The organism is Allobosea sp. OK403 (assembly GCF_900113835.1).
Lineage (GTDB): Bacteria > Pseudomonadota > Alphaproteobacteria > Rhizobiales > Beijerinckiaceae > Allobosea.
On sequence record NZ_FOQV01000011.1, the window covers coordinates 87,386 to 99,430 of the forward strand.

The window sequence follows — 12,045 nt, forward strand, 5'->3', positions numbered from 1 at the left end:
CCCGACTTCGATGCAGGAGAGGGGATCCCGCGCCCTTTATTGGACTGGCTGGTGCGCACCGTCACCGATCCTTCGGGTCGAGCGCGTCGCGCAGGCCGTCGCCGAGGAAGTTGAGCGCAAACAGCGTCGTCACCAGGAAGGCGGCGGGGAAGACCAGCATCCACCAGGCGCCCTGGATGGCGCGCGCGCCATCCGAGATCAGCACGCCCCAGCTCGTCATCGGCTCCTGCACGCCAAGCCCGAGGAAGGACAGGAAGCTTTCCAGCAGGATGACCTTGGGCACCAGCAGCGTGACATAGACGATCACGGGGCCGAGCGTGTTGGGGATGATGTGGCGTCGGATGATGCCACCGGTGCTGACGCCTAGCGCCTCGGCCGCCAGCACATATTCCTGCCGCTTGAGCGAAAGCGTCTGGCCCCGGACGATCCGGGCCATGTCGAGCCATTCGATCGCCCCCACCGCCAGGAACATCAGGATGAAATTCCGGCCGAAGAACACCACCAGCAGGATGACGAAGAAGATGAAGGGCAGGGCATAGAGCACATCGACCACGCGCATCATCAGCATATCGATGCGCCCGCCGAGATAGCCGGCGGTCGCGCCGTAGAGCACGCCGATGATCAGCGCGACGCCGGTCGCGAGCAGGCCGATGGCGAGCGAGACGCGTCCCGCGATCAGGGTGCGGGTCAGGAGATCGCGGCCATTCGCATCGGTGCCGAACAGGAAATGCTGCCGCTTGAGCGGGACCTCGAGGGCAAGCCTGCGGCCATCCTCTTCACTCGCCGTGATCCGGGGCGTGCCGAACTGGTCGGAGCGGTCGAAATAAACCAGCAGCCGCTGGTCGATCGGGCGTTGTGAGGTCAGCGTCAGCCGCAAGCTCTCGCCCGCGACCACGACATCGCCCGGTGTCGCGCGGATGCGGGCGGCGATGCGCTGCACGGCGGCGGGGATCGCCTCGGCTTTCGGATAGCTCTCCAGGCTGGCGGGCACGCGGACATAGTCGGGATAGACCCGATCGTAAGGGTGGCCGGTGAGCCAGGGGCCGGCAATGCAGGCCAGCGCCATCAGCCCCAGCACGATCAGGCTCGCGACCGCCGCGCGGTTGCGCATCAGGCGGTTGCGCGCATCCTGCCAGAGCGAGCGGCCGATCGTGGGCAGGGGGGTGAGAGTTAGGGGGCTTGGGGGCAAGGAACTGGGGGGCAAATCACTCATCGCGCCATGCTCAATCCAGCCTGACGCGGGGATCGAGCAGGGCGTAGAGCAGGTCGACCGCGAGGTTGAAGACGAGCACGAAGACGGCGATGACGACGACCGTGCCCATCACCAGCGTGTAGTCGCGGTTGAGCGCACCCTCGACGAAATAGCGGCCGATGCCGGGAATGCCGAAGATCGTCTCGACCACGACCGAGCCGGTGAGAAGGGCCGCAGCCGCCGGGCCGAGATAGGAGACGACCGGCAGGGCCGAGGCTCGCAGCGCATGCAGCGCGACCGTCGATCCGTCGAGCCCCTGGGCGCGCAAGGTGCGGATATGGTTGGCGCGCAGGGTCTCGATCATGGCCGCCCGCGTCATCCGCGCGATCACCGCGATCTGCGGCAGCGCGAGCGTGACGACCGGCAGGATGACGTTGCGCAAGGCCCCGCCATTCCAGCCACCGACCGGCAGCCAGGCGAGCGTCAGCCCGAAGACGATCTGCAGCACCGGTGCGACGACGAAATTGGGGATGGTGATGCCGGCCGCAGCGAAGCCCATCACCGCATGGTCGGCATTGCCGTTCTGGCGGAAGGCGGCAAGCGCTCCCAGCGGCCCGCCGATCAGGAGGGCGAGCGCCAGCGCCGAAGCGCCGAGCCGCATCGAGACCGGCAGGCCCTGCGCGAACAGTTCGCCGATGGAGAAATCGCGGAAATAGAAGGACGGGCCGAAATCGCCGCGCAGCAACGCGCCGAGATAGGTCAGGTATTGCTGAAGGAGCGGCTGGTCGAGCTGGTAGATGCGCCGCAGGTTCTCCATCACCTTGGCTTCCAATGGCCGTTCGAGATCGAACGGCCCGCCCGGCGCGACGCGCATCAGGAAGAACGACAGCGTCACCACGACGAAGAGCGTCGGGATCGCGGTCGCGAGGCGGCGCAGGATGAAGGGGAGCATTCAGCAGACACGCCGCGTCATTCCGGGGCGGCCCGCAAGGGCCGAACCCGGAACCCACGACCGGGTGAGACTTGCGCCCAAACCAGTCGCAATCGCCCGTCCAGTCGTGGGTTCCGGGTTCGCGCCTTTGGCGCGCCCCGGAATGACAGCAAGATTCAAGGTCTCAAGCTCAGGAACCGCGTCGGGATCGCCCCGCGCAGGTTTTGCTCGAAGCCGACCAGCTTGGGCGAGACCAGGTTCTTGGTCGAATAATACAGGATCGGGATCCAGGGCACGTCGGCGGCCAGGATCGCGTCGGCCTCGCGCAGGATCGCGGCGCGCTTGACGAGGTCGACCTCGTCGGCGGCGGTCTTCATCAGCTTGTCGAAGGTCGGGTTGTCGTATTTGCCCGAATTGAAGCCGGTATTGTCGCTCTGGAACAGGAAGAGGAAGTTCTGCGGGTCGGAATAATCGCCGATCCAGCCATAGCGGGCGACGTCGAAATCACCGCCATCGCGCAGGAAGGCGAAATGCGTCTTGCCGTCGGTGTTGATGAAGGAGGTCTCGACGCCGATCGCCTTCCACTGCTCGGCGATGGCGATCATGGTGCGGCGGTTATTGTCGGTGGTGTTGTAGCGCAGCTGGACCTTGAGCGGCACTCCGGGGCCGAAGCCAGCGGCGGCGAGCAGCTTCTTCGCCTCGTCCTCGCGGTCGAGCGGCGAGGCGTTCTTGAAATCGGCCTCGGCGCGCTCGCCGTAATTGCCGATATTGGGCGGGATCACGCCATAGGCCGGCAGCATCGTGCCGCTCCAGATCTCGTCGGCGATGAATTCGCGGTCGATCACCAGTGACAGCGCCCGGCGCACGCGGACATCGTCGAAGGGCTTCTTGGCGCTGTTGATGATCAGGAAATAGGTGCCCAGATACGGCCCGACCTTGACCTGGTCGCCGAGCTTCTCGCGCAATTGCTTGATCTGGTCGGCCGGGATGTCGGTCGTCAGGTGCAGTTCGCCGGCCTGGAAGCGGCGCGCGGCGGCGGCCAGATCCGAGGAGGGGTAGTAGATCACCGTGTCGATCTTGACGTTGGCGGCGTCGTGGAAGGCCTTGTTCTTGTCGAGCCGGATATGGGAGTTCGGTACGAACTCCTTCAGCACATAGGCGCCGTTCGAGACCCAGTTCTCCGGCTTGACGAAATCGTTGCCGAACTTCGCGACAGAGGCCGGATGGACCGGCAGCCCGGTCTGATGCGTCAGCAGTTCCAGCAGATAGGGCGTCGGCCGCTCCAGCTTGAGTTCGAGCGTGTGCTCGTCGATTGCCTTCACGCCGAGATCGTCGAGCCTGGTGCCGGCGGTGGCCTTGTTGATCTTCTCGGCATTGAGGAGCGGATAGAGGATATTGGCGTATTTCGCCCCGGTTTCGGGGTTCACCATCCGCCGCAGCGAGAACACGAAATCAGACGCAGTGACCGGGTCGCCATTCGACCATTTCGCCGTGTCGCGCAGCTTGAAGAGATAGGTCTTGCCGTCCGGCGACATCGTCCAGCTCTCGGCGACGCCGGGCACGACCTCGCCCTTCATATTGTGGATGACCAGCCCCTCGGAGAGGTCCCGCAGCAGATGCGCTTCGGTGACCGTCGAGGTCTTGTGGGCGTCGAGCGTCTCGGGGTCTCCGTCATTGCCACGGTGAAAGACCACCTGCGCCGCGGCCGTCGCCGCGCCGGAGATGGCGAGAGCTGCGGCAAGCAGGAAGGGCGCGGCGCGGCGCGTGACGTCGAACATGGAAGCCTCCCCTGGCGGTGGCCGACTCTGCGGCGCACAGACATCGTGGGGGAAGTAGAGCCCGGCTTTCGGCGCCTGCCAAGGCGGAAAAACAGGCCTTGGAGACCGACGGGTTGAATTGGAGCCACTGCCGTCATTCCGGAGCTTCGCGAAGCGAAGAGCCGTCATTGCGAGGAGCGCGAGCGACGAAGCAATCCAGGAGGTCTCGCTCGACGGCCCCTGGATTGCTTCGCTGCGCTCGCAATGACGCGTTTAGCCAGCCACTGCGGCCGCCGCCCGCTCCTGCGCCTCGACCACCGCCAGCGCCGTCATGTTGACGACGCCGCGCGCCGTCACCGAGCCGGTGAGGATATGGGCGGGCTTGGCCGCGCCGATCAGGATCGGCCCGACCGGCAGCGCATCCGCCAGCACCTTGGCGAATTGATAGGCGATGTTGGCGGCGTCGAGATTGGGGAAGATCAGGACGTTGGCCACGCCCTTCAGGCGCGACGAGGGCAGCACGCGCTCGCGCACCATGGCGACGAGTGCGGTGTCGGCCTCCATCTCGCCATCGCATTCCAGCTCCGGCGCACGCTCGCGGATCAGGCCGAGCGCCTTTCGCATCTTGAGCGAGGAGGGCGTGTCGGCAGCGCCGAAATCCGAATGCGACAGCAAGGCGATCTTGGGCTCAATGCCGAAGCGCGCGACATGGCTCGCCGCGAGAACCGTCATGTCGGCGATCTCCTCGGCGGTCGGATCGGCCTTCACATGGGTGTCGGCCAGGAAGAAGGCGCCCTTGTTGGTAATGATCAAAGTCATCGCCGAGATGTCGCAGACGCCGGGCTGCAGGCCGATGATGTCCTTGATGTGCCGCAGCCGCGAGAGATAGCGTCCCTCCAGCCCGGCGATCATGGCGTCGGCCTCGCCGCGCGCCACGGCGAGAGCCGCGATGACCGTGTTGTTGGTGCGCACCAGCGAGCGGGCGGCATCGGGCGTGATGCCGCGCCGGCCGGCGATGTCGAGATAGGTCTGGACGTAGTCGCGATAGCGCGGATCGTCCTCCGGATTGATCAGTTCGAAATCCCGGCCGGGCTTGATCGACAGGCCGAAGCGCTCGATGCGCGTCTCGATCACGCTCGGGCGGCCGATCAGGATCGGGATCGCGAGCCCTTCCTCGAGCGCGACCTGGGCGGCGCGCAGCACGCGCTCATCCTCGCCCTCGGCATAGATCACGCGCTTGGGGTCGGCCTTCGCCTGGGCGAAGAGCGGCTTCATGATGAAGCCGGAGCGGAAGACGAAGCGCGACAGGTCCTCGCGATAGGCCTCGACATCCTCGAGCGGCTTGCGCGCCACGCCAGTCGCCATCGCGGCCTCGGCGACGGCGGGCGCGATGCGCAGGATCAGGCGCGGATCGAAGGGGTTGGGGATCAGCGAGGTCGCACCAAAAGTCGAGGCCTCGCCGCCATAGGCGCGCGCCGCGATGTCCGATGTCGCCTCGCGGGCGAGCGCGGCAATGGCACGCACGGCTGCGAGCTTCATCGCCTCGTTGATCGTCGTCGCCTGCACATCGAGCGCGCCGCGGAAGATATAGGGAAAGCACAGGACGTTGTTGACCTGGTTCGGATAGTCCGAGCGCCCGGTGCAGATCATTGCGTCCGGTCGCACGGCGAGCGCGTCCTCCGGCGTGATCTCGGGGTTGGGGTTGGCGAGCGCCAGGATCAGGGGCTTGGCGGCCATCTGCTTGGCCATCTCGGGCTTGAGCACGCCCGCGGCCGAGAGGCCGAGGAAGATGTCGGCGCCGCCGATGACCTCGGCCAGCGTGCGGGCGTCGGTCTCCTGCGCATAGATCTCCTTCCAGCGATCCATCAGCGTGTTGCGGCCCTTATGGACCACGCCTTCGAGGTCGGTGACCCAGATATTCCGGCGCTGGGCCCCGAGCGAGACCAGCAGGTTGAGGCAGGCAAGCGCGGCGGCGCCCGCGCCGGAGACGACGATCTTGACATCGCCGATATGCTTGCCGGAGAGATCGAGCCCGTTCAGGACCGCCGCGCTGACGATGATCGCCGTGCCGTGCTGGTCGTCATGGAAGACCGGGATCTGCATCCGGGCCTTGAGCTGCTCCTCGATCTCGAAGCATTCGGGACCCTTGATGTCCTCGAGATTGATGCCGCCGAAGGTCGGCTCCAGCGCCGCGACGACCTCGACGAATTTCTCGATGTTCTTCTGCTCGACCTCGATGTCGAAGCAGTCGATTCCGGCGAATTTCTTGAACAGGACCGCCTTGCCCTCCATCACCGGCTTGGAGGCGAGGGGCCCAATGTCGCCGAGGCCGAGCACGGCGGTGCCGTTGGTGATGACGGCGACGAGGTTCTGGCGCGAGGTCAGTTCTGCGGCCTGGCTGGGATCGTCGACGATCGCCTCGCAGGCGGCGGCGACGCCGGGCGAATAGGCCAGCGCCAGATCGCGCTGGTTGCCGAGCGGCTTGGTCGCCTGGATTTCAATCTTACCGGGGCGTGGGCTGCGATGGTAGACGAGCGCGCCCGAGCGCATATCCGCCGACAAGGTACTCTTGGCCATCCCCACGCTTCCTTCATATCGCCGTCAACCCGAGCCAACGGGGTCGCGCGGAAAAGGGGCGGCGTCAAGCGCGGGCAGGAGATGAAGGGCTCGCACTGAGGCAAATTCTTCGAATTCGGCACCGAGCCCAGCTACGAGTCCACTTGCAAGCCCACCTGCGAATGCAGCGTGGAAGCCCGCCGTCAGCGCAGCATGAATGGCGGCTTAACAGGGCCAACATCGCGAAAAAATAATGCCCTTGGAGCGCCATGGCAGCGCTGAATTATCGTTCCCACATGCCCGGCGCTCGGTCATTGGCCGGCTATTCCTGCCGGTTATTCTTGGGAGGGGATGATGGACGCGATGCGATCGGCGTTCGACGAAGTCGTCACGCTGCGTCAAGCCAAGCAACTGATCCAGTGCATGGCTCATGAGCAGAGCTTTCTGCTGCTCTCGGCCCCTGGTTTGGGCAAATCCGAGCTGGTCTATGAGGCGGCGCGCGAGGCTGGCCTGCCTTGCCGTTCGCTGCTCGGCACGCAGATCGCTCCCGAGGATGTGAGCGGCATTCCGCGCATCATCGGCGAGCGCTCGGTCTTCTGCCCGCCGCGGGTCCTGCTGCCGGAGAAGCCCGAACCGTTCTGCCTGTTCCTCGATGAATTGCCGGCCTGCTCGCCCGACGTCCAAAAGGCGTTCTATTCGCTCCTGCTCGAGCGCCGGCTCGGCGAGCATGCCCTGCCGAAGGGCACCTGGGTGGTCGCGGCGGGCAACCGCCTGCAGGACCGCGCTCTGGTGCGGGCGATGAGCTCGGCCCTGGTCAACCGCGTCACCATCCTGCAATTGCGGGTCGATGTCGCGGAATGGCTCGCCTGGGCGCAGCGCGCCGGCGTCCGAGCCGAGATCCGCAGCTTCATTGCGACGATTCCCGACGCCCTGATGCGCCCGGTGCCGGCCGAGCCGATGCCGTTCTCGACGCCACGCGCCTGGGCGCTGCTGTCGCGTGCGCTCGACATGGCCCAGAAGGCCGGCCTGCTCAGCAACGAGACGCGCCGGGCGCTCGCCTTCGGGCGGCTCTCGCCGGAGGATGCGGTGGTGTTCTGCGCGCTGGCGGAGGATTCGATCGGCGCCGTGCGGCCGCTGGAGGAGTATCTGCGCAAGCCGGAGCTTCTGCCCAAGGGCGATTCCGCGCGCTGGTTCATCCTCGACTGCATCCGCCAGTTCGTCCGCGACGGCCGGGCTGATGGCATCAGGCCGCCCGTCGTCAACCGCTTCCTGCGCGCCCTCTCCAGCGAGCATCAGCTCCTCCTGCTCAACGACATGGTCGAGACATGGGGGGCGCTCGGGGCCGACCGCGCCATGCACGATCTCCTGCGCAAGGTCGCGGCGACATGAACGGCGCTCCGGAGGGGCCTCTCGACGAACGCGCCACCCGGGCGCGGATCGCGAAGGGCTTGCGGCTGGTCACGGCCCCGTTCCCGCATCTCTCGGGCCTCGCGGCGGCGGTGCGCGTCGAGATCGATGCGCGCGTGCCGACCATGGGCGTCTTCGCGTCGGGCCGGATGCTGGTGAACCCCTCCTTCACCGCGCGGCTCTCGGCGGACGATCTCGTCTTCGTGCTCGCCCACGAGCTCCTGCATCTGGCGCTGCGCACCCATGACCGGGCGCGCGGCAGCGCCGCGCTCGAGTTCAACTACGCCCATGACTACATCATCAACGACATGCTGCGGCATGCGTTGGGCACGGTGACGATCCCGGCGGGCGGGCTCGACATGCCTGGCGCGCGCGAGAAATCGGCCGAGGAGATCGTCCTCGACATGCGCCGCAGCAGCCAATTCATGTCCTCCCGCACGCAGGTCTGGGAGGGGCAGATCGCAACGGTCGAGCAGGTGCTAGGCGCTGCGCGGCAGGCGCCGGACGGCACGATGGGCGATGCGCTCGACGCCAGGCGCGAGCGCGAGCTCTTCCCGCAGGACACGGCCGACCAGGCCGAGCGCAGCCGGGCGATCCGCGATCTGGCGGGGCGCGGCATGCTGCTCGCCAAGGCGATGGGCGCGATGCGTGGGCGCGGCAACGGGCCGGGCGGCACGCAGCAGAAGATCCAGGCGCAGCGCGGCCTCTATCGCACGCCCTGGCATGTCGCGCTCCAGACCTGGCTCGAAGGTGCGGCGCCGGGCGAGCGGACCTTCACCCGCGCCTCGCGGCGCGGCAACGACCGCGCCGATCTCGTGATGCCGGGCCGCAAGCGCCATTCCTGGATGCTCAACGTCATCCTCGACACCAGCGCCTCGATGGGCGACGAGATCCCGCTTGTGCTCGGCGCCATCGCCGATTTCTGCGATGTGGCCGGGGTCGACGAGATCCGCGTCGTCCAGTGCGACACGGTCGTGACCTCCGACGAGATCCTCTCGCCCGCCGGGCTCGCGACTTACGAGATCTCAGGCTATGGCGGCAGCGACCTGACGCCGGCACTCGCCGCCCTGACTGAGGATGCGCGCGTGACCGCCGCGGTCGTCATCACCGATGGCGACATCTCCTACCCGACCGAGCCCGTTCCCTATGCGGTGCTCTGGGTGCTGCCGAAACCCTCCTCGACCTTCCAGCCGCCCTATGGGCGGGTCATCACGCTGCAGCCGGGAGACATGTCATGAAAGTCGTCCAGGATCTGATCGCCTATTTCGACCGGCGCGGAAAGCTGTCGCGCCGGCAGCTCAAAAGGCTGCTCGACCAGAACTCCGTCGCCTCCGAGGCGCCGCCGAACATGCACGGCCTCTGCGAAAAGGTCGGCGCGGTCTATTATTTCCGCATCACGGGCGTGGTCGAGGGCCAGCTCTGGGGCACCGACATCTATAGCGGCGATTCGGCGCTTGGAGCTGCCGCCGTGCATATGGGGCTGCTGAAGCCCGGCAAGACCGGCGTCTTCCGGGTCACGGTGGTGGCGCCGCCGGACAAATTCCCCGGCACCGAACGCTACGGCGTGACCAGCACCGAATATGGCAGCTACCAATATGCGTGGCAGCTCTCAGTGATCTGAATGGGTGGAGAACGAGCAGGCGTGCCCGCTCAAAACGCCTTGAAGGTGATGATCGTGTGGGTGTCGGAGATTTCGGGGATCGACTGCACCTTCTGGGCGATGAAATGGCCGATATCGACATCGGCTGCGACATGGAATTTTGCCAGGATGTCGTAATTGCCGGCGGTCGAGTAGATTTCCGAGGCGATCTCTCGGTCGGCGAGTTCGCTGGCGACCGCATAGGTCTTGCCGAGCTTGCATTTGATCTCGACGAAGAAGGTTTGCATCGCGCGCTCCGAACCGTGACAGATTCTCTGGATAGAACTTCGTCTCTGGATAGAACCGCGCCCGCGCCGAAATCAAGCGCCGGCGAGTTCGGCGAGCCTGCGGCTCATCGCGCTTGCGGGATCGGCGAGGTCGGCGAGCACGGTGAAATGGTTGGCCCCAGCGATCTCCCCATAGCGGGTCTGCACGCCCTCGATGCCCCAGACATCGACGATGCGGCGGCTCTGCTTGAGATATTCCTCGCTCTCGGCCCCACCGACGACGGCATCCATCGCGAGCCGCGACGGCGCCGGCCAGAATAGCGGGCTCTCGCGCTCGGCGGCTTCCATGGTGAGGTTCAGGGCGCCGTTGATGCTGGTCTCGGTCAGCGGCTTCAGATTGTAGAGGCCGGAGATGCCATAAGCCGCCGGCACGAGCTTCTCCGGCAGGTCGGAGCCGACATTCTTCCAGCCGGTCGCGAGCAGGCAGGCTGAGAGATGCCCGCCGGCGGAATGACCGGCCGCAACGACGGGCAGGTTGAAACGCCGCCACAGCGCGGCGGCCGCTTGCTGCATCTCCCAGACGATGTGGCCAAGCTCGACCTGCGGGCAGAGATCATAGCCCGCGACCGCGACCGGCACGCCGAGCTGGTTCAGGCCGCGCGCCATATGCGAGAAGAAGCTCGGATCGAGCGCCTGCCAGTAGCCGCCATGGATGAACATGACGATGGCGTTGCCGCGGACGGCCTGGGGCTTGAACAGGTCGTAATATTGGCGCGCGCTTTCGCCATAGGACACGCCGAGTTCGCAGACGGCCACCTCACGATAGGCCGCCGCGTCGCTGGCCCAGCCGGCGATGATGCCGGGATGCTCGGGCACGCGGGCGCGGTTGTTGTATTCGGTCTCGTAGTCCGGCGAGGTTGCGGTCTCTGGCATCAGCGGCTCGAAGGCTTCCTGGTTCCTGATTGCAGCCCGGATCGGCGCGGGCGAGCGCCGCTTTCATCGCAGGCCGCGCCAATCTGCGCCATCGCTTTTGACAGGTCGAGCGCCAAACGCCACAAGGCCACGCGCCGGCCGCATGATCCTGTCGCATAGTGGCCTGTCGGATATCGGAGCCTGCCATGGAAAATCCCGTTCTCGCCGAGGTTACCCGCGGAAACACCGTCGAGTCGCGCCATCGCGGCGCGCTGATCGTGGTCGATGCCGATGGCGGCGTGGTCTTCTCGGCCGGCGATGTCGAGCGGCCGGTGTTCCCGCGCTCGGCCGTCAAGGCGATCCAGGCGCTGCCCCTGTTCGAGAGCGGCGCGGCCGACCGCTACGGCCTGAGCGAGCCGGAGATCGCGCTCGCCGTCGCCTCCCATTCCGGCGAGCCGCTCCATGCCGAGACCTCGCTCGCCATGCTCAGGAAGGCGGGACGCGATGCCGGCTGCCTGGAATGCGGCGCGCATTGGCCGATGAACGAGGCCGCCGCCCGCGCCATCGCCAGGGCCGGTGCAGAGCCGAGCGCGCTGAACAACAACTGCTCGGGCAAGCATGCCGGCTTCGTCTGCCTCGCCTGTGGGCTGGACGAGGATCCGGCCGGCTATGTAGGGGCTGGCCATGCCGTGCAGCAGGCGGTGCGCGGGGCGCTGGAAGGCGTCACCGGCGCAGCGCATAGCAGCGATCGGATGGGCACGGATGGCTGCTCGATTCCGTCCTACGCCGTGCCGTTGAAGGCGCTGGCGCTCGGCTTCGCCCGCCTTGGAACGGGCCATGGCCTGGGCCCCGAGCGCGCCAAGGCGGCGGCCCGCATCCGCAAGGCGGTGGCGGCCCATCCCTTCATGGTGGCCGGAACCGGGCGTTTCGACACCCGCGCGATGGAGCAGTTGCGCGAGCGCGCCTTCATCAAGACGGGCGCGGAGGGCGTCTATTGCGGCTCGCTGCCGGAGCTCGGCTACGGCATCGCGCTGAAATGCGACGATGGCGCGGGCAGGGCGGCCGAGGTCGTCATGGCGGCGCTGATCGCGCGCTTCCTGCCCTTGAACGAGGCTGAGGCGACAGCCTTCGCGCCACTGCGCGAAAGCGTGCTGAAGAACTGGAACGGCATCGAGGTCGGGCGGGTGAGGGCGGCAGGCTTCTGAGCGACGATTTGGACGTCTGGCTTGAACCGTCATTGCGAGGAGCGTGAGCGACGAAGCAATCCAGGAGGGCTCGCGCAACTCTCTGGATTGCTTCGCTTACGCTCGCAATGACGGCAGAGGACAACGCCATCGCTCAGCGCTGTAGGTCGTCGGTACAAACACGACGCGGCCGATTGCCATCGCGCCTGATCGGGACGATCCTCGCCACCTGATCACGGT

10 protein-coding genes are annotated in these 12,045 nt (G+C 66.6%); 4 read left to right on the forward strand and 6 right to left on the reverse strand.

What is annotated here, in order from left to right; all coding sequences use genetic code 11:
* Window positions 1-61: 61 nt before the first annotated feature.
* The 4 genes from BMZ97_RS25735 to BMZ97_RS25750 all read right to left on the reverse strand — a co-directional run bounded on the left by BMZ97_RS25735 (window position 62) and on the right by BMZ97_RS25750 (window position 6,457).
* Window positions 62-1,213, reverse strand: coding sequence for an ABC transporter permease subunit (locus BMZ97_RS25735; RefSeq protein WP_092176642.1), 1,152 nt, complete (start codon window positions 1,211-1,213; stop codon window positions 62-64).
* Window positions 1,214-1,223: 10 nt separating this feature from the next.
* Window positions 1,224-2,144 (reverse strand): ABC transporter permease subunit, encoded by a 921-nt coding sequence (locus tag BMZ97_RS25740; protein ID WP_092176644.1) that lies wholly within the window; start codon window positions 2,142-2,144, stop codon window positions 1,224-1,226.
* A 155-nt stretch (window positions 2,145-2,299) separates the two neighbouring features.
* Entirely contained in the window at window positions 2,300-3,901 is a 1,602-nt protein-coding gene (locus tag BMZ97_RS25745) for a peptide ABC transporter substrate-binding protein (protein ID WP_092176647.1), read from the reverse strand.
* 252 nt (window positions 3,902-4,153) lie between these two features.
* Window positions 4,154-6,457, reverse strand: coding sequence for an NADP-dependent malic enzyme (locus tag BMZ97_RS25750; protein WP_092176649.1), 2,304 nt, complete (start codon window positions 6,455-6,457; stop codon window positions 4,154-4,156).
* A 333-nt stretch (window positions 6,458-6,790) separates the two neighbouring features.
* Between BMZ97_RS25750 and BMZ97_RS25755 the strand changes: the two genes are divergently transcribed.
* The 3 genes from BMZ97_RS25755 to BMZ97_RS25765 are packed head-to-tail and all read left to right on the forward strand — an operon-like array spanning window position 6,791 to window position 9,464.
* Window positions 6,791-7,825 carry an AAA family ATPase gene (locus BMZ97_RS25755; RefSeq protein WP_210188332.1) on the forward strand — a complete coding sequence of 345 codons (1,035 nt, stop codon included), beginning with the start codon at window positions 6,791-6,793 and terminating at the stop codon, window positions 7,823-7,825.
* Window positions 7,822-9,081, forward strand: a complete 1,260-nt coding sequence (locus BMZ97_RS25760) for a vWA domain-containing protein (RefSeq protein ID WP_175525742.1) — start codon at window positions 7,822-7,824, stop codon at window positions 9,079-9,081. Before BMZ97_RS25755 ends, BMZ97_RS25760 begins: the two co-directional genes overlap by 4 nt.
* Window positions 9,078-9,464 carry an LCCL domain-containing protein gene (locus tag BMZ97_RS25765; RefSeq protein ID WP_092176654.1) on the forward strand — a complete coding sequence of 129 codons (387 nt, stop codon included), beginning with the start codon at window positions 9,078-9,080 and terminating at the stop codon, window positions 9,462-9,464. Before BMZ97_RS25760 ends, BMZ97_RS25765 begins: the two co-directional genes overlap by 4 nt.
* Window positions 9,465-9,493: 29 nt before the next feature.
* Here BMZ97_RS25765 and BMZ97_RS25770 read toward each other — a convergent pair whose 3' ends face one another.
* Both BMZ97_RS25770 and BMZ97_RS25775 read right to left on the reverse strand, forming a co-directional pair.
* On the reverse strand, window positions 9,494-9,730 hold the full coding sequence (locus BMZ97_RS25770) for an Lrp/AsnC ligand binding domain-containing protein (protein WP_069690405.1): 237 nt from the start codon (window positions 9,728-9,730) through the stop codon (window positions 9,494-9,496).
* 72 nt (window positions 9,731-9,802) lie between these two features.
* On the reverse strand, window positions 9,803-10,642 hold the full coding sequence (locus BMZ97_RS25775) for an alpha/beta hydrolase (RefSeq protein WP_092176657.1): 840 nt from the start codon (window positions 10,640-10,642) through the stop codon (window positions 9,803-9,805).
* 185 nt (window positions 10,643-10,827) lie between these two features.
* Between BMZ97_RS25775 and BMZ97_RS25780 the strand changes: the two genes are divergently transcribed.
* A complete protein-coding gene (locus BMZ97_RS25780) occupies window positions 10,828-11,826 on the forward strand; it encodes an asparaginase (RefSeq protein WP_092176659.1) in 999 nt (332 codons plus the stop codon).
* Window positions 11,827-12,045 lie beyond the last annotated feature (219 nt).

Excerpts from the sequence above, each read along its gene's own strand:
- BMZ97_RS25735 (WP_092176642.1), bottom strand. The coding sequence starts at position 1,213 with ATGAGTGATTTGCCCCCCAGTTCCTTGCCCCCAAGCCCCCTAACTCTC.
- BMZ97_RS25740 (WP_092176644.1), bottom strand. The coding sequence starts at position 2,144 with ATGCTCCCCTTCATCCTGCGCCGCCTCGCGACCGCGATCCCGACGCTC.
- BMZ97_RS25745 (WP_092176647.1), bottom strand. The coding sequence starts at position 3,901 with ATGTTCGACGTCACGCGCCGCGCCGCGCCCTTCCTGCTTGCCGCAGCT.
- BMZ97_RS25750 (WP_092176649.1), bottom strand. The coding sequence starts at position 6,457 with ATGGCCAAGAGTACCTTGTCGGCGGATATGCGCTCGGGCGCGCTCGTC.
- BMZ97_RS25755 (WP_210188332.1), top strand. The coding sequence starts at position 6,791 with ATGGACGCGATGCGATCGGCGTTCGACGAAGTCGTCACGCTGCGTCAA.
- BMZ97_RS25760 (WP_175525742.1), top strand. The coding sequence starts at position 7,822 with ATGAACGGCGCTCCGGAGGGGCCTCTCGACGAACGCGCCACCCGGGCG.
- BMZ97_RS25765 (WP_092176654.1), top strand. The coding sequence starts at position 9,078 with ATGAAAGTCGTCCAGGATCTGATCGCCTATTTCGACCGGCGCGGAAAG.
- BMZ97_RS25770 (WP_069690405.1), bottom strand. The coding sequence starts at position 9,730 with ATGCAAACCTTCTTCGTCGAGATCAAATGCAAGCTCGGCAAGACCTAT.
- BMZ97_RS25775 (WP_092176657.1), bottom strand. The coding sequence starts at position 10,642 with ATGCCAGAGACCGCAACCTCGCCGGACTACGAGACCGAATACAACAAC.
- BMZ97_RS25780 (WP_092176659.1), top strand. The coding sequence starts at position 10,828 with ATGGAAAATCCCGTTCTCGCCGAGGTTACCCGCGGAAACACCGTCGAG.